16 protein-coding genes and 1 tRNA gene are annotated in these 15548 nt (G+C 63.2%); 5 read left to right on the top strand and 12 right to left on the bottom strand.

The genetic code is table 11. The features are described from left to right. Positions 1 to 58 precede the first annotated feature (58 nt). Entirely contained in the window at positions 59 to 1015 is a 957-nt protein-coding gene (locus tag XH96_RS20160) for an alpha/beta fold hydrolase (RefSeq protein ID WP_194393960.1), read from the top strand. On the opposite strand, the gene XH96_RS20155 is transcribed toward XH96_RS20160, so the two are convergent. Continuing rightward, on the bottom strand, positions 1009 to 1932 hold the full coding sequence (locus XH96_RS20155) for a septal ring lytic transglycosylase RlpA family protein (protein ID WP_194393959.1): 924 nt from the start codon (positions 1930 to 1932) through the stop codon (positions 1009 to 1011). The two genes, XH96_RS20160 and XH96_RS20155, sit on opposite strands and share 7 nt — an antisense overlap. A gap of 795 nt (positions 1933 to 2727) precedes the next feature. On the opposite strand from XH96_RS20155, the gene XH96_RS39650 reads away from it, so the two are divergent. Further along, positions 2728 to 2856 carry a hypothetical protein gene (locus XH96_RS39650; RefSeq protein ID WP_256439367.1) on the top strand — a complete coding sequence of 43 codons (129 nt, stop codon included), beginning with the start codon at positions 2728 to 2730 and terminating at the stop codon, positions 2854 to 2856. Between the two features lie 31 nt (positions 2857 to 2887). Here the strand turns inward: XH96_RS39650 and XH96_RS20150 are convergent, their stop codons facing one another. Continuing rightward, on the bottom strand, positions 2888 to 3178 hold the full coding sequence (locus XH96_RS20150; RefSeq protein ID WP_194393958.1) for a hypothetical protein: 291 nt from the start codon (positions 3176 to 3178) through the stop codon (positions 2888 to 2890). A 161-nt stretch (positions 3179 to 3339) separates the two neighbouring features. Here XH96_RS20150 and XH96_RS20145 point away from each other — a divergent pair, with 161 nt between their 5' ends. Further along, on the top strand, positions 3340 to 3918 hold the full coding sequence (locus tag XH96_RS20145; protein WP_194393957.1) for a TIGR00645 family protein: 579 nt from the start codon (positions 3340 to 3342) through the stop codon (positions 3916 to 3918). A 47-nt stretch (positions 3919 to 3965) separates the two neighbouring features. Continuing rightward, positions 3966 to 4439 carry a GNAT family N-acetyltransferase gene (locus XH96_RS20140; RefSeq protein ID WP_194394190.1) on the top strand — a complete coding sequence of 158 codons (474 nt, stop codon included), beginning with the start codon at positions 3966 to 3968 and terminating at the stop codon, positions 4437 to 4439. Positions 4440 to 4456: 17 nt separating this feature from the next. On the opposite strand, the gene XH96_RS20135 is transcribed toward XH96_RS20140, so the two are convergent. From XH96_RS20135 to XH96_RS20115, 5 genes are all read right to left on the bottom strand, one after another. After that, entirely contained in the window at positions 4457 to 4774 is a 318-nt protein-coding gene (locus tag XH96_RS20135; RefSeq protein WP_194393956.1) for a DUF1476 domain-containing protein, read from the bottom strand. Positions 4775 to 5142: 368 nt separating this feature from the next. After that, positions 5143 to 5334 (bottom strand): hypothetical protein, encoded by a 192-nt coding sequence (locus XH96_RS20130; RefSeq protein ID WP_061881641.1) that lies wholly within the window; start codon positions 5332 to 5334, stop codon positions 5143 to 5145. Positions 5335 to 5560: 226 nt separating this feature from the next. Next, on the bottom strand, positions 5561 to 6235 hold the full coding sequence (locus tag XH96_RS20125) for an endonuclease/exonuclease/phosphatase family protein (RefSeq protein WP_194393955.1): 675 nt from the start codon (positions 6233 to 6235) through the stop codon (positions 5561 to 5563). Beyond that, positions 6235 to 8268, bottom strand: coding sequence for a VTT domain-containing protein (locus tag XH96_RS20120; protein ID WP_194393954.1), 2034 nt, complete (start codon positions 8266 to 8268; stop codon positions 6235 to 6237). Before XH96_RS20120 ends, XH96_RS20125 begins: the two co-directional genes overlap by 1 nt. A gap of 210 nt (positions 8269 to 8478) precedes the next feature. Then, positions 8479 to 8715, bottom strand: coding sequence for a hypothetical protein (locus XH96_RS20115; protein WP_194394436.1), 237 nt, complete (start codon positions 8713 to 8715; stop codon positions 8479 to 8481). Between the two features lie 67 nt (positions 8716 to 8782). On the opposite strand from XH96_RS20115, the gene XH96_RS20110 reads away from it, so the two are divergent. Then, positions 8783 to 9391 (top strand): hypothetical protein, encoded by a 609-nt coding sequence (locus tag XH96_RS20110; RefSeq protein ID WP_194393953.1) that lies wholly within the window; start codon positions 8783 to 8785, stop codon positions 9389 to 9391. 710 nt (positions 9392 to 10101) lie between these two features. Here XH96_RS20110 and XH96_RS20105 read toward each other — a convergent pair. From XH96_RS20105 to ilvD, 5 genes are all read right to left on the bottom strand, one after another. Continuing rightward, positions 10102 to 10191 (bottom strand) — tRNA-Ser (locus tag XH96_RS20105). A gap of 412 nt (positions 10192 to 10603) precedes the next feature. Beyond that, positions 10604 to 11401, bottom strand: a complete 798-nt coding sequence (locus XH96_RS20100) for a PAN domain-containing protein (protein ID WP_194393952.1) — start codon at positions 11399 to 11401, stop codon at positions 10604 to 10606. Between the two features lie 63 nt (positions 11402 to 11464). Next, the gene (locus XH96_RS20095; RefSeq protein ID WP_194393951.1) at positions 11465 to 12079 is read right to left on the bottom strand and encodes a hypothetical protein; all 615 of its coding nucleotides are present in this window, start codon (positions 12077 to 12079) and stop codon (positions 11465 to 11467) included. Between the two features lie 910 nt (positions 12080 to 12989). Then, complete coding sequence (locus tag XH96_RS20090; protein ID WP_194393950.1) at positions 12990 to 13364, bottom strand: hypothetical protein; 375 nt, start codon at positions 13362 to 13364, stop codon at positions 12990 to 12992. 171 nt (positions 13365 to 13535) lie between these two features. Beyond that, positions 13536 to 15386 (bottom strand): dihydroxy-acid dehydratase, encoded by a 1851-nt coding sequence (gene ilvD, locus XH96_RS20085; protein WP_194393949.1) that lies wholly within the window; start codon positions 15384 to 15386, stop codon positions 13536 to 13538. Between the last annotated feature and the right edge of the window lie 162 nt (positions 15387 to 15548).

Here is a 15548-nt window from a genome sequence, read left to right as displayed (position 1 = left end):
CCCTATCGTGGCATCTCATATTTCCCGACCAAACCCCTGAAACAAGGCGGAAAAGCGAATGTCCTCAACCCGCATGATCAAGGCCAACGGGGTCGAGCTGTTCGTCCGCGAAGCCGGCCAGGGACCGTTGGTGGTTCTGTGTCATGGCTGGCCGGAACTGTCCTACTCCTGGCGCCACCAGATCCCCGCGCTCGCCGAGGCCGGTTTTCACGTCGTCGCGCCCGACATGCGCGGCTACGGCCAGAGCGCGGCGCCGCCTGATGTTGCGGCCTATTCGATCTTCGATACGGTCGGCGACGTGGTCGGCCTCGTCCAGGCACTCGGCGAGACCAGGGCGATGGTGGTCGGCCACGATTGGGGTGCCCCGGTCGCCTGGCACGCGGCGTTGTTCCGGCCCGACATCTTCACGGCGGTCGCGGGCCTCAGCGTGCCGCCACCGTTCCGCGGGCGCGGCAGGCCGCTCGATTTGCTGCGCCAGGGTGGCGTGACCAATTTCTATTGGCAGTATTTCCAAACACCGGGCGTCGCCGAGGCCGAGCTCGAGCGCGACGTCGCCCGCACCATGCGCATCGTGCTCGGCGGACGCGGCCTCGCCGATCCGACCGCGGCCATGTTCGTGCAGGAGGGCAAGGGCTTTCTCGGCCATGCGGGCGCCGAGGAGCCGCTGCCCGGCTGGCTCAGCGAGACTGATCTGGCCTATTTCACCGAAGCCTTCCGCAAGTCCGGCTTCCGCGGCGGGCTGAACTGGTACCGCAACATCGACCGCAACTGGGAGCTGACCGCGCCCTGGCAGGACGCACAGATCCACCAGCCTTCCCTCTTCATCGCAGGCTCAAAAGACGCGGTGATCACCGGCCTGATCGGCGCCAAGCGCGTCAACGAGCTCGAGCGGGTGCTGCCCAATCTCAAGGGCAGGCTGATCCTCGAGGGCGCCGGCCATTGGGTGCAGCAGGAGCGGCCCCACGAGGTGAACGCGGCGCTGGTGAAATTCCTGACGGCGAGCGCGGCTCAGTAGAGCCCGCGGCCGCTCAGGATGTTGCGCGCCTCGGCGGCGCCATCCGATGAGCGCGCGCTCTCGGCGAGGTCGCGGCGGTCCTCGTCATAGGACACCGCGCGGGCGTTCTGGAGCGCTCGACCCCGGCCGCGGCTCGAGGCCGACATTTCCGAGGTCGCATTGAGCGATGCCATGTCGGCCGAGGTGTTGCCGAGACTGTAGGGGCGTCCTTCCGGCATCGGGACCTCGCCGCGGATGGAGCCGCGGCTCGATGACGGCAGCTCCGGCACGAACGGCTTTGCCGAGGCGACGCGGACCATCGAGGGCGACGGTGCCGGAACGCCGGTGCGCAAGGTGGCCATCAGCTGGCGGTCGTCGGAGCCTTCAAGCGGCGCCCGGCCGACATATTCGACGCGGACCTTGGCGACACCATTGCCTTTGAATTCAAGGAGTTCGGCAGCCTTGTTCGAGACGTCGATGAGGCGATTGCCGTGATAGGGCCCGCGATCATTGACGCGGACGATCAGCGATTTGCCGTTCGAGATATTGGTCACCCGCGCGTAAGACGGCATCGGCAGGGTCGGATGCGCCGCAGTCAGCGAGGTCATGTCAAACACTTCGCCGTTGGCGGTCAAACGGCCGTGGAAATCGTCGCCGTACCAGGACGCCATGCCCTCGGCGCGGTAGTTGACGTCCTCCTCCGGCACGTAGGTCCGGCCTGCCACGACATAGGGCTTGCCGACACGGTAGGTGCCGCCGCCCTTCGGGACCGGTTCGCCCCAGGCCACCACCCGGGGGCTCGAGGACACGCCGTATTTCGGATCGACGCGGCTGGCGAATTTGTTGGACGAGGCGCAATTGGCGAGCGCGACGCAGGTCGCGACCGCCGCAACACCGCGCGCGGCCCGCAAAACCGAATCTGACCGTCGGATCCCCATGCGCCCCAAAATACCATTCCGCCGGAGGCGTACCCAACCCGCTTTGGTAACGGAGAGCGCCATCCGGTCCTGTGATTCCAAGGCGGCCCACCACCGCGTCGGAAGTAGTAAGGATAACGCAACCCGAACACGGCGGAAATGGGGAGCCCACAGCGATCACGCCGACATGGTAAACGGCAGGTTCGCTTCTCCCGCTGATCTACGGAACCTGGGCGCCCTGCTCTGTGCCACCGCTGGACAAGCTGTTGCGCCAAATCCTCACCCCACCCCCATTGTCGCGGCGCTCACCGAAATTCTTTTGACTGTGCAAGGCCGCACGCGTCTTCTCGGCTGGCAGGGGCGGATTGGAATTTAACGATGATCGAGACGGTTTCGGCACTGATGGGTCTGGTAAGCGCGGGGATCTTCCTGGCCCATGCGTTCGAAGGTTACCGCACGAGGGCCTAAAGGCACTCGCGCGGGCGATAAGCGTCACCTCTTTCAAGTTTCAAGGCGGCCCGTTCGGACGATTTTGATGGATCCGACCGAGCATCGTAGACGAGAGCAGCAGGTGTCCCATGCGCAACCATGACCTCGTATCCGATGGTTTCCTGGCATTGACCGCGGGCGGCCTGGTGCTGCTCTGCTCGAGCCTCGTGGCCCTGGCATTTGCCTGAGGGGCCTGCTTCCGATCTCCAAACATAGCTCCACCGTGGCGCAGCAAGCGCCACTGTCCCGCTCCCATTCAGTTGATTGAATTTCTGCGTTCGGCGCCTCGACCAATTGCGAGAGCCATCACCAACGAGGGTGACGCAGATGCTTGCCGAGAAATTCTTCCTGGTTCTGGAATCCCTGATCCGCGGCGACCGCACCTGTCCGGATGGAAGTCCCCGGATCATCAGCACCTGCCCGCACGTGCCGATCAACCTGCCGGCGCAGAAATAGCCGGCGCGTCGGCAAGCTTGGATCACGTGGCTCAGCGCAGACCCAGCAGTGAACGGCGATAGAAGCCGTCGCGGGCCTCGCTCTGGCAGACGAAGCTGCCCTCGAATCCCTGGCCATAACGCTTCTGACCCTTGCGGTAGTAGACGCCTTTCCTGAAGTCGAGCCAGACCACCCTGTCATGCGGGCAATGACGCTGCGCCTGCGCCTCGTAGCGAAACGGCGTCAGCGGCGTCGCCGAGACCTCGGCACCGCCTGCGCCAACCAGCACGGCCCCCGCGCATGCAACTGCGCCGGACCACTTGCAAAGGCTGCTCCGAGACACTTCCCACCTCCAGCTCGCCGGCCGTCACCCGGCGGCCGGTCGGCAAGGTAGCACGAAACAGCACTGTCCATGGAAAGCGGCACCGGCGCGTCGCGTCTTACGCCGGCCATCTCGTCGAGGTACATGACGGCGAGATCGTCCCATGCGAGATTGCAGCCTGAATGTCGGTTGAGCCCGAAACCAGAACTGGCCCCCGCCCGCCTTCGCCGCGGCTCGGCCTGCTGGCGACGATCATCTTCGGCTCGCGCTGGCTGCAATTGCCGCTCTATCTCGGGCTGATCGTGGCGCAATGCGTCTACATCGCGCTGTTCCTCAAGGAGCTCTGGCACCTCTCCTGGCACGCCCTCGACCTCACCGAGCAGCAGGTCATGATGAGCGTGCTGGCACTGATCGACGTCGTGATGATCTCCAACCTGCTCGTGATGGTCATCGTCGGCGGCTACGAGACGTTCGTCTCGCGGCTCGACCTCCAGGGCCATCCCGACGAGCCGGAATGGCTCGGCCACGTCAATGCGAGCGTCCTGAAAATCAAGCTCGCAATGGCCATCATCGGCATCTCCTCGATCGCACTGCTCCGCACCTTCATCGAGGCCGGTAATCTCGGCTCCAACCGCGCCGGCTTCACCGAAACCGGCGTGATGTGGCAGGTGCTGATCCACCTCACCTTCGTGGTCTCGGCGATCGGCATTGCCTATGTCGACAAGCTCAGCGAGTCCGGGATGCGCAAAAGTGTGGAGTGAAGGACCGCCCGCGCAGCCTGCAATCCACCGCCTGCCTGAGAGGTTTCATGCCAGCCGATAGTGAGGTGTCTTTCAGAACCGCCCGTCCCGACGATGCGGAAACGGTATACAACATCACCAGAGCCTCGATCGCGGGTCTGTCGCGTGGGTGCTATTCGCAGGCCCAGATCGAGAACTGGATGGGCGACCGCACACCCCGGTTCTACGAGGATCTCATCGCCAGGGGGCGAATGACCGTCAGCCTTCGCAACGGGATCGTCGTCGGTTTCGTCGATGCGGAGCCCGGCGAGGTCACCCGTCTGTTCGTGCTGCCCGAAGCGGCCGGTTCCGGGCTCGGTCAGCGGCTGCTCGACATCGGCGTCGCCCAGGCGCGGCTCGGCCATGACGGACCGATCCGTCTTGAAGCCACAATCAACGCCGAGGCATTCTACCGACGATACGGATTCAGGAGCACGGGCAGAGGGCAATTCTCTCACGGGCTCGGCGGCGAGCCCATCGAAATCGTCCACATGGAGCTATGAGCGCCAGTTGCACACGCTCAGGATTCTGCTTGGAGCTGCTGAACGGCCTGGTGCATATACTCCTGAAGCTTAAGAGCGACCTGCTCACGCACGACGCCCTTGTCTGCGAGATCGCCTGACACCTTGCCGACGATATCGTCGATCGTCCGGCTCTCCAGATGGTCCGTCACCAGCGCGGTCGCGTAGCTTGCCGCGGCATCGCCGCTGAGCCCGAGCTGGCCTGCGGCCCACAGCCCGAGCAGCTTGTTGGACCGCGCGGCGGCTTTGAACATGAACTCCTCGTCGTGAGCGAATTTGGCTTCAAAGCCCTGCTCGCGCTTGTCGAACGTGGTCATGGTCAGCTCCATTCTGGTTCGCTGATGAGGATCGGACTTGCTGGGAGCGAAGGTCTCCGTGCTTCAGGTCAGTTTGGGATCATTTGAAGCTTCCTCCCGGAAGCCGAACGCCGTCAAGCCTGCCGATGCACGCGGGTAGACGGAACGCACCGCCCCCGGGCCAATCAACCCGGCCAGGCTGGCGATGCGTAGAAAACGAACTGCTGAAAGTCGCCGACGATTGTCGCAGCGCGGCCGAAGCGGCGCGCCGCGGGCCTTGGCAGAGGCCGTCCTGACGCTGAAGCTGGCCCTGAGTGTCCAACTGACACAAGCGGCCAAAAGGGCCGCCTGGAGAAACGCTTCAAAGATCGGGCAGCAAGCGCGTCCGCTCAGCCCTTTGGCGCCGCCGCCTCACGTGCCAAGCGCTCGGCCCTCAGCCGTTCCTTGTTGGCGTAAAACGCCTTCTGCGCTGCTTCATGGTCGCGCATGGCCTTCTCGGCCTCGATCCGGCGTGCCGCATCGCGCGCCTGGCGCTGTTCGGGGGTCAGGGGTTTGCGTCGAAAGGAAAGGTCTTCAGTCATGCCAAATGAACGCGGCGGCAAGGCAAAAGTTCCGTATGGTCCCGTTGAAGGGCATAGGCTCATGCATGAAGATTTGCGAAAACAACCCCATGCACAGTAGATAAGTCCTGCTGCGACAACGCTTTTTTAAGGGCGCAAGAGCCCGTTCGTCCCTCGGACCATCGTCTGACCGGGTTCCCCTTCTTGGCCTCACGGCGAGAGGAGAATTGAAACGGGCGCCGGCAGATCAGATCTCGATGTCCGCGATCACAGGCAAATGGTCCGAATAGGCCCTCGCCTCGTCGTCGGTCCAGACTTTCCCGAACCGGCTATCGCCCGTTGCATAGATCCGGTCGAGCCGAAGCAAGGGTAAGCGCGCCGGGAAGGTTCGCAGCCGCGTACGGTTGGGGCAGGCCTGCGCGAGCACGCGGCGTACCGATTTCACCCAGAACCAGTCGTTGAAATCGCCGAGGACGACAGTTCTTCCAGGCTTCACCAGGCTCACCAGGGCCTGAGCCTGCGCATAACGCTCGTGGATACTCAGGCCGAGATGAGTCGCGACCACGCGGACGTCGCCAAGAGGCGTCAGCAATCCCGTGGCAATCGCTCTGCGTGGCTCCCGCTCCCGATACGACACGTCGACGATCTCCGGCACGCCGGAGAACGGAAAGCGGCTCAGGAGCATCTGACCGTAGTCACCGTCCTCCGTGACGATCGACTTGGCGTGGACGCGATGATCGCCGACCACACTCGCGAGCTTCCCAAACGGATCGTCTGACCGGGATCGGGAATCCACCTCCTGGAGCGCGACGACATCCGGCGACCACTTGCGAATGATGGAGCAAACACCCTCCAGATTGAATTTCGGATTGAGACTGAACGTGCCGTGCACATTCCATGTCATGAAGCGCATCGGCGCCATCAGCGCCTCCCGGCGAGCCAGGTCGCGAGGAATTGTGCGCCCGCGCAGAACCCGAGCCAGCCCAGAAACGCCAGTGCGAGCAGCAAAACGTTGCTCCAGGACGCATTCCTGGCCAGATCTGCGATCTGAGCTCCCAGGACAGCCATCGCGAGAATCCCGGGCGTGATACCCAGCAGCGTTCCAACCATGAAGTCTCGAAGCGGCAACGTGCTCGCACCGGCGACGACATTCACGATCGAGTACGGCGCGACGGGAATCATCCTGATGACGACGACGGCCAGAATGCCTCTGCCTACAATCCGTTCCTGGATGCGTGCTGCGCGTCGTCCAAGCAGATGCTGGAGGCGTTCCCGGCCGAGTACCCGTCCGATCGAGAAAAGGACAAGGGCGCTGAGCAAGGCGCCAGCCATTGCAGTGAAGAAACCCAGCCATGGCCCGAGTGCAGCCGCAGTTGCGGCAATGAGGACGAGAATCGGAAACACGACCAGTCCGCCGATGACAAACGCTGCGATCGCGAAGAATGGTCCCCAGATGGATTGCGAATAGGTAGAGAGGAGCGTCGAAATGCGGCCTTCATCGGCGAAATCGCTCAAGGATGTGTACGACCAGGCCAGCGCCAGCCCAAGAAGCGCCAGGGCGATCGATATGATCCCGATTATCGTCTTCGTGGTCCACATGCGAGATGCCGCTCGCTCCAAATGAAGAGGCCCCTCAGGGTCCGCCACCGGCTGAACCATCGTGGCCAGTGTACTGGTCAAACCCGAGGACTCCACTTTCCGCAGCGTCTTCGTCCCATCACCTCTCGACATGTCGTCGATGAGAGCAAGAAGCCGATCCTCATTTTGCGCGAGGGTCTGTTCTTCGAGACCGCAGAAATGGGCGATCAAGCGATGGCGAACCGAGGCGATGAAATCCCGATGCTCCTCGGATGCGGCCTCGAAAATGAGGTCACATTCGCTATCGGCCCCCATCGACCGATTGTTAAGGTTAGCCGAGCCGATTCTCAATATCCTGTTATCGACGATCATGAGCTTGCTGTGCACCATCACGGCAGCTTCCATATTTCCGCTGCGTGAGACCGGATAGAGAAAGCGAATGCGATCTGCGACCCCAGCCGCACCGAAGCAGTCGATGAATGCGCCGCGGCCGTTCTGCATGGCCTGGGATTCCAACCACGAGGAATGCAACTTCGGAGCGACCACCAGAACCCGAAGCGATGGCACGCGACGCATCTGCTCCGCCAATTCGCGGGCGATCCTGGTGGCGCTGGTGAACTGATTTTCGATGTAGATGAAGCTCGTCGCAGACCGGATCGCTGCAATCAGGGAACGCTCGACCTCCCTGATGGTCGAACCTGCTGGACAGGCCACCTCGGTCCTGGCGATACCGACGGGCAAGTGCTCGGCCTCGACCGGCGCATTGGTCGGCCACCGAACGCTCTTCAGCGCACGCCGATCATGCCTCTGTTGACCTGCCGCACGCCAGCGTGCCTCCGCGAGTTCGAACAGCAACACTGCGGCATCCCCGTCGACCATGCATTGGACGTCATGAAACGGCAGGTATGGCTTCCCCTGGGGGTCGCAGCGCAATGCGTGATCGGCGCGATGGTCACTCGTGTCCCAGCGCCTGATCGTCAGATCGAGCCCGCCGACGAACGCCAGTGAACCGTCGACACAGACGATCTTCTGGTGTTGGGCCGAACCAAACGGAAGCGTGGAGTCCAGATGAAACCGGACGCGGCCATCTGTTCCGGCGGTAAATTTTGCCGCGGAATTCCACTCCCTTTCGGAGGCATAAAAGGAGACGAAGTCCCAGACGAGAATGTTGATGCGCAAGGCGGGCCGGCGTTGAACCAGCGCGCGCAGGAACGGGCCGAGCTGTTCCGGCAAGCCATCATCGGCTCGTCCGGAAGCTCCGACCAGCTGGGTTTCACTGTGGATGTCCCACCCGACGATATAGACGAGATCTTGCGCCTCCAGCAGCGTCTCCCGCAGGGCCGCGAAATAAGCGGCAGCATCGTTCAGAACCGCCACACGCCGCGCTTCGCACCGCCGCCAGACGGTGTTGCCGGGGATCAGGGTCGATGAACTCTGAAGCAGCTGGACCTCGCAATTCGCATTCGCGTCTAAACGCGTTGGATGCCCAAGGGGTTCCCACGATCGCGGTTCGGAGCGCAAAGGCAGACCTTCCAGCTTCTGCCGTCCCTCCGGCGCGGGCGCAGCCTTGGACCCACGCGCTGAGGATCAAAACCGGAGTATCCCGAACAGGAACAGCAGCGCCACAGTGATCAAGCCGGAGATCAGCAGCGAGCCGAGACATCCCAGCCGGTTCGAGAAAAAGAAGAACATGCGTTGCCCGCTGTGAAGCTTCCTGTCGGGATCCAATCTCTCGAATTCGATAGCGTTCCTGACGCGCTTTTCCCCCTTTGCAGTATGAAGAAGTACGTCACCATTCGCGAGCGCTTCAGACCGCAAGGTCATTGAGACAGGTCAATACGAGCAAGCCCGAACTCTGGAATTCTGATTTTGCAAGTCAACGGAGGCGGCCATGTCACAGCAGAGCAGCATGCATTTTTACCTCAACTGGGCCAAGGAGCGGATCGACGAAATGGATGCCGCGTTGGCTTCCTTCGAGGTCAAGGCCGGCCAAGCCAAGACTGAATCCAAGGTCAAGACCGATCAATTCCTGTCCGACCTGAAGAAGCGTCGCGATGAGTTTCAGGCCCAGCTCAAGACCCAGGCGGAGGCGGGCGAAGCCGCTTGGGCCGGTGCCAAGACGGATCTCGAGAAGCAATGGGCTGGATTCGAAGCCCAAATGAAGACCTTCTTCGAAGACGCTGGCAAACAGCTCGAGCAGCAGCAGGCCACGTTCAAGGACGTTGCGGCGGCACAGGCCAAGGCCTGGCGCGAAGCGGCGGACAAATTCCGCGAGGCAGCGGGCAAAGTGACTACGGCGCGCACCGCCGACGTCGATGCCGCACTCAAGCAGATGAAGTCCGACGCGTCCGAAGCGGAAGCACGTCTGCAGAAGCTGAAGCAGGCCGGCAGCGAATCCTGGTCAGTCCTGAGCGCCGCGCTTGCCGAATCCCGGAAGGCGTTCGATCAAGCAAACCAAGCCGCGTGGAATGCGCTGAAGGGCGCTGATACGAAGAGCTGAAGTCGAGGCCCGCCAGTTCACCGCTGGCGCGGTTTCTCAATAATAGCGGCGTCTGGGGCGGCGTTCATAGTCGTCGTAGCCATAGTACCCCTGTCGACCCTGCTGAAACTGCGGCGGGACCGTACCGTTGGGGTAGCATTGACCGTCTCGAACATCGACGTCTGCGCCGTGACCACAGGGAACACGATATCTGCCGTAACCTCCACCACCGCGATAGTAGTACTGCCGCGCAGCCTGTTCTTGAGGAGGAAGGTACCCGTTTGGATAGCACATGCCGTCACGGGCGCTCACATCCCAACCGTGGCCGCACGGAGGCGGCCTCACGGGGACATGGTATTGGACAGTCTGAATCTCGGGTGAAATGTCCTGTGCCACCGAGGTCCCGAGGTGAAAGGCGAGCGCAGCCGCGGCAACACTAATGATCATGATCCGTCTCCCTCCGCACAACGTATGACGGAGGCGCTGAATACCCGATGAACGGCATCTTGCGCGTCTCAAGACGCGCATGCTGGTCGGTGGTAGCCTTGATGGTGGACCATGAAGCGGGCTCGTTTTACCCAGTCCAACCTGATGTGATTGACAGCACATCACCACCGGCAGAAGCCATGCGACGATATCAACCGCTGTCATGGCCGTACCGAAACGATTGTACCTTCACTTGTGCGTCGGCAGGTAGAGCTCAGCTCAAACACCTGATCTTGCTGATTTTTTGGCGGAAGGGGTGGGATTCGAACCCACGGTACCCTTGCGGGCACGCCGGTTTTCAAGACCGGTGCCTTAAACCACTCGGCCACCCTTCCCTGTCAACGGGATCGAGCACTTAGCCAATGGCGGCGTTGAACGCAAGGCGACCGAACTGAATTTGCGATCATCTGAGCCCAACATGCTCAATGCTCAAGCTCCGAGGATGCCCGCTCCCAAGGCGTTCGGGGTCCCCGACATCTTGTCGTCCAGCTTCAAAACTCCTCGAAGCAAGCAGCGGGCGAAACCTGTGGGTTGGGAACGGACATGTGAATGCGGGCGACTTCTCTTCCTGGACGACGGAGCAAAGGCGTCCGCTCGGTCGCTGATGTATGCAGCGCAAGTCCAGATGTCAGCGCACGCGAATGGTCTCCGAGATCAGTACCGGACACCGGGCACGTCGCGACTTTCCGCGCATAAGCCAGCACCACGGGATTGGCCTTCAAGTTGCGCCGATTGTCGCCCAAAAGCCTAGTCCCTCATCCCGGAATGGCAGCAGCTATCACGAACCCGCACGCCCGCCGCACTCTTGAGCAAACAGTTCTCGGCAGAGCCCGCTCCCGAACTGCCCGCCCGCCGCCAGGTCCACGCACGGCAGGCGGCCGTGTCCCGGCACAGCTGGCGGCAGCGGCGCCAATCCTGACCCGGAATCTCACTGTGGCTGATGTCATGGCCCGGAAGGCGGATGCCTGGCAGGGGTGCGTGGCAGTCCTCGCCGATGCACGCCCATCCTTCGCCCGATGGCACCGGACAACTTATGTGATAGCCGCTCGCGATGTTGACCCTTGTCGCGGGATTAATGTTGCCGCCGTCGACCACGCAGCCGCGTTCGCCTTCGATGAACAGCACGAGATCGACGTCCTGGGCGTAGTCAGTCGGGCGAGCGGCGCAGAGGTCGGTATGAAGCCTTTCCGGGAGATTCACGAAGGGATAGTCTTGGACTTCGAGGCTGTCGTGCGATTGGCAAGCATACGGTACGGCAGCGACGTCGCGAGCATCCCAATGGGCCCGTACGCAGGAGGTGATCGCGCGCCGCGCCTCCCGCCGTGCCTCATTGACTTGGTAGTAATGCGTGACCGTGTTGCGCACCGACCACCGATAGGCTTTGCGCGCGGTGCTGGTGCCTGACGGACGCACCTCGAGAATGGCCGTGCAGCTTCGGGTGTAATCCGCCTTCGCCGGTCGAACGTTGGAGATGGCGGCGGTCGCAGCGGCGAAGGCCAGGAGTGACACTCGCTGCCATTCGAAGGTCTTCGATCTCAGCGTCATGGAAGCCGCCTCCACACGAATGCCGTTTCGTAGCCCGGCCGGGTGCGCCCGCATTGAGATTGATCAAACCGCCCGCAAAGGTCCGCGACCGCGAGCAGCGGCACGTGTTGTTGTCGGCAGCTCAATAGATCTCGGAGCAGCCGCCGTCGGCACCCACCGGGAGTTCGTCGTCGATCTCGCAGTAGCAGTACGGGTTGCTCTGCGTTGTGGCTGCCATTCCGTGAGTAGCCGCCTCGTCCACAAACCAGAAAATCTTCTGGTCGCCAGATTGCCCCAAAAGGTGACCAGCTCTCCGACCGTGGAGGCTCCAGCCTCCTCGAATACGTCAGGCTCGTCCTCGCCGGCGGCCTTGCCCGCATGCCCGCCCGCAATGGCGCCGAGGATCGCGCAGACGATTGCTACAATGATTGCAGCGAGGAGCGCCAGCAGGCAGAGGATCGGAGTTTCGCAGCCAATCGCTGCAGCAACCGCGACCCCTGCAATCACACCCACGATTGCGCCGACCGCGAGTCCGACAACCCCGCCATAGTTGGCAATCCGCGCTTCGACCGCTTCCATCAGATGGAACGGTCCCCAGTCGTTGGTGACGATATTCGGGTTATTCCAGGTCGGATCCCACCCGAAGGACGCTACTTCGGTCTGGCTGTAGATGGCGAGATCCGGGCGATGGATTCTCACGCGCGGCAAATCTCACGCAGCCGTCTCCGGGGGGCCTCCTTGGAATGCCGGAACAATTGCACAACAAGCGAAACCAGCTGGACGACCGACGCATCAAAGTCCTCCGCGCGACTGAGAATCAAGAGCCTTCCACACTCGCAAACCGGGAGTGCGGAGAGCGCGCATTGCTGCGAGAAGAAGCTGCACCTTCCTCAATGCGATTTCCGACCGCCGTGCCAACACGCATCTGCGGTCGATTGCGAATCGAGGACGTGCTGCAAGATGTCAACGCTTTCAATCCAGTAGACATACGTCTCTTGAACTTGATGTCGATCAATGTGCACCGCGTGAGCGGCACCTCGTCGTCTTGTTGATGGCTGTGCACGGCGCTGAAGTCACAGAGGCCGTCCACGCCAGACGGCGGCCGCAACTGATGAGGTCGGCAAGGAGGCACTGCGGCGCCTCGCAGCCGATTGGATCGGTTGCCGAGCAGCCGAGGCGAGGCAATCCCGTTCTTGAACACGTCGTCTCAGCATTGAGGCAGATCAACATCCGGCCGTCGCCAGCGGCCGATGGAAACAGTGCGTAGATCCCCCAAATACGGCAGCTCCCACGAACAACCGGCAATTCGCAGCGGGTTGGCGGCTCGACGGCTGTCCCAGGCTGGCACATGAACCTTGGCACGCGTCATGCAGACCTACCTTCAACCGGGGATTTTGCATTTCCCTCCCTGGGGCTGGAGCAACGCCGCCTGCCATATTTCAAGCAGGCGGCGTTGCTGTTTCCGCGGCCTGCGGATCGGGCGTATCCGTGTCAACGATCCGATTGTGCCGGCGATCACGGAAGTTCTGCCTGTTCGCGCTCTGAAGCAGCACCGGAAAAGAAAACGGCGCCCTCGAGGGAGCGCCGCGTGATGCTCTTCCGTGTCGGCTCAGTAGCCGCAGGACGCGCAGCCCATCTGGACCGGGGCGTAGTAGGAATAGCCCGGCGAGACCATCTCGACGCGCTGGCGCGTGGCGTATTGCGGGGGGATGCGCTCGTACTGGACGCTAGGCGGCGCGACCATCACGGTCTGCGGCACCATCACGGTGCGGTACTGCGCCGGCGTGCGGTGCGCGACCACGGAGCCCGGCGACACCATCACGGTCTCGTCGACCGTGCGGTATTGCGGCGGCACGTATTGCTGCTGATAGCAGGTGGTGCACGGCGGCGGGGTGTAGCAATTGTAGCAGCCGGCAGAGGCTGCGCCCGTCAAGGAGATCGCGGCCACGGCCGTGGAGAAAACGACAGCAAAAGTACGAGACATTGTAGCGGTGCCCCAGTTGCCCGAAATGGATTTGCGAAGGTCGCCGCAGTATACGCCGCAAAATCCTCGGCTGCCGAACTTCGTCGAGGCATCCTTAATGCTAACAGCCGGCTTTCGCCGGCCGTTCAGAACTCGTTGACCATCTGCGTGCCGCGCAAACGCGGCGTGCGCTCAGTTCGAGCGGCGCTTGACCTCGCGCACCGCGCCGCGTGCGGCGCTGGTGGTGAGCGCAGCGTAAGCCTGCAGCGCGGTCGAGACGTTGCGCTTGCGGCCCGTCGCCTGCCAGGCGGCATCGCCCTTCGCCTCTTCCGCCGCGCGGCGGCCGGCAAGCTCCTCGTCGGAGACCTCCAGCGTGATGCTGCGGTTTGGAATGTCGATGGCGATGATGTCGCCGGTGCGGACCAGGCCGATGTTGCCGCCTTCGGCGGCTTCCGGTGATAGATGGCCGATCGACAGGCCGGACGAGCCGCCGGAAAAGCGTCCGTCGGTGACGAGCGCGCAGGCTTTGCCGAGGCCCATCGATTTCAGGTAGCTGGTCGGATACAGCATCTCCTGCATGCCGGGGCCGCCGCGTGGGCCTTCGTAGATGATGACCACGACCTCGCCGGCGATGACCTTGCCGCCCAGGATGCCTTCGACCGCGGCGTCCTGGCTTTCGAACACGCGCGCGGGGCCGGAGAATTTCAGGATCGAGGCGTCGACGCCGGCGGTCTTCACGATGCAGCCGTCCTGCGCGAGGTTGCCGTAGAGCACGGCAAGACCGCCGTCCTTGCTGAAGGCATGCGCGAGGTCGCGCACCACGCCCTTCTCGCGGTCGGCATCGAGCTCGTCGTAACGGCGCTCCTGGCTGAACGCGACTTGCGTCGGGATGCCGCCGGGCGAGGCGCGATAGAAGGTCCGCACCGCCTCGCTCTTGGTGCGCTTGATGTCCCAGCGCTCCAGCGCCTCGTTCATGGTCGGCGCGTGCACGGTCGAGACCGAGGTATCGATCAGCCCGGCGCGATCGAGCTCGCCCAGGATGCCCATGATGCCGCCGGCACGGTGCACGTCCTCGACATGCACGTCGGCGACCGACGGCGCGACCTTGCACAGCACGGGCACGCGGCGCGACAGCCGGTCGATGTCCTGCATAGTAAACGCCACCTGCCCTTCATGGGCCGCGGCCAGGAGATGCAGCACGGTGTTGGTCGAGCCGCCCATGGCGATGTCGAGCGTCATCGCGTTCTCGAACGCCTTGAAGTTGGCGATGTTGCGCGGAAGCACGCTGGCGTCGTCCTGCTCGTAGTAACGGCGGACGAGATCGACGATGGTGTGGCCGGCCTCGACGAACAGGCGCTTGCGGTCGGCATGGGTGGCGACCACCGAGCCGTTGCCGGGCAGCGCGAGGCCCAGCGCCTCGGTCAGGCAGTTCATGGAGTTGGCGGTGAACATGCCGGAGCACGAGCCGCAGGTCGGGCACGCCGAGCGCTCGATCACCTTGACGTCGTCGTCGCTGACCTTGGAATCGGCCGCGGCGACCATGGCATCGATGAGGTCGACGGCCTTGGTCTTGCCCTGCAGCTTGACCTTGCCGGCCTCCATCGGGCCGCCCGAGACGAACACGGCGGGGATGTTGAGGCGCAGCGCAGCCATCAGCATGCCGGGCGTGATCTTGTCGCAATTGGAGATGCAGACGAGGCCGTCGGCGCAGTGCGCGTTGGCCATGTACTCGACGCTGTCGGCGATCAGCTCGCGCGATGGCAGGCTGTAGAGCATGCCGTCGTGCCCCATGGCGATGCCGTCGTCGACCGCGATGGTGTTGAATTCCTTGGCAACGCCGCCGGCCTGCTCGATCTCGCGGGCCACGAGCTGGCCGAGGTCCTTCAGGTGCACGTGGCCGGGCACGAACTGGGTGAAGGAGTTGACGACCGCGATGATCGGCTTGCCGAAATCGGCGTCCTTCATGCCCGTGGCGCGCCAGAGGCCGCGGGCGCCCGCCATGTTGCGGCCGTGGGTGGTGGTGCGGGAGCGATAGGCTGGCATGGCGGTTTCCGTCCTCGGGTTTGGGGACCGGGCGGGAAAATGTGGAGCCGCCTCAGGCCTTTCCGGCCGGATAGCGCACGGGATGGGCGGGTGCAACGGGAACTTGGACATGACAGGGCTCCCCTGCTCCCGGCGCGTGGGCACAGGCGGCCATGACGGAGC

Origin of the sequence: Bradyrhizobium sp. CCBAU 51765 (genome assembly GCF_015291725.1) — a bacterium.
Lineage (GTDB): Bacteria > Pseudomonadota > Alphaproteobacteria > Rhizobiales > Xanthobacteraceae > Bradyrhizobium > Bradyrhizobium liaoningense.
This window is presented reverse-complemented; position numbering and strand designations above follow the sequence as displayed.

What these genes read in the sequence shown, in the direction of transcription:
- XH96_RS20160 (WP_194393960.1), top strand. Translation starts at nt 59, where the DNA reads ATGTCCTCAACCCGCATGATCAAGGCCAACGGGGTCGAGCTGTTCGTC.
- XH96_RS20155 (WP_194393959.1), bottom strand. Translation starts at nt 1,932, where the DNA reads ATGGGGATCCGACGGTCAGATTCGGTTTTGCGGGCCGCGCGCGGTGTT.
- XH96_RS39650 (WP_256439367.1), top strand. Translation starts at nt 2,728, where the DNA reads ATGCTTGCCGAGAAATTCTTCCTGGTTCTGGAATCCCTGATCCGCGGC.
- XH96_RS20145 (WP_194393957.1), top strand. Translation starts at nt 3,340, where the DNA reads ATGTCGGTTGAGCCCGAAACCAGAACTGGCCCCCGCCCGCCTTCGCCG.
- XH96_RS20140 (WP_194394190.1), top strand. Translation starts at nt 3,966, where the DNA reads ATGCCAGCCGATAGTGAGGTGTCTTTCAGAACCGCCCGTCCCGACGAT.
- XH96_RS20135 (WP_194393956.1), bottom strand. Translation starts at nt 4,774, where the DNA reads ATGACCACGTTCGACAAGCGCGAGCAGGGCTTTGAAGCCAAATTCGCT.
- XH96_RS20130 (WP_061881641.1), bottom strand. Translation starts at nt 5,334, where the DNA reads ATGACTGAAGACCTTTCCTTTCGACGCAAACCCCTGACCCCCGAACAG.
- XH96_RS20125 (WP_194393955.1), bottom strand. Translation starts at nt 6,235, where the DNA reads ATGGCGCCGATGCGCTTCATGACATGGAATGTGCACGGCACGTTCAGT.
- XH96_RS20115 (WP_194394436.1), bottom strand. Translation starts at nt 8,715, where the DNA reads ATGACCTTGCGGTCTGAAGCGCTCGCGAATGGTGACGTACTTCTTCAT.
- XH96_RS20110 (WP_194393953.1), top strand. Translation starts at nt 8,783, where the DNA reads ATGTCACAGCAGAGCAGCATGCATTTTTACCTCAACTGGGCCAAGGAG.
- XH96_RS20100 (WP_194393952.1), bottom strand. Translation starts at nt 11,401, where the DNA reads ATGACGCTGAGATCGAAGACCTTCGAATGGCAGCGAGTGTCACTCCTG.
- XH96_RS20090 (WP_194393950.1), bottom strand. Translation starts at nt 13,364, where the DNA reads ATGTCTCGTACTTTTGCTGTCGTTTTCTCCACGGCCGTGGCCGCGATC.
- ilvD (WP_194393949.1), bottom strand. Translation starts at nt 15,386, where the DNA reads ATGCCAGCCTATCGCTCCCGCACCACCACCCACGGCCGCAACATGGCG.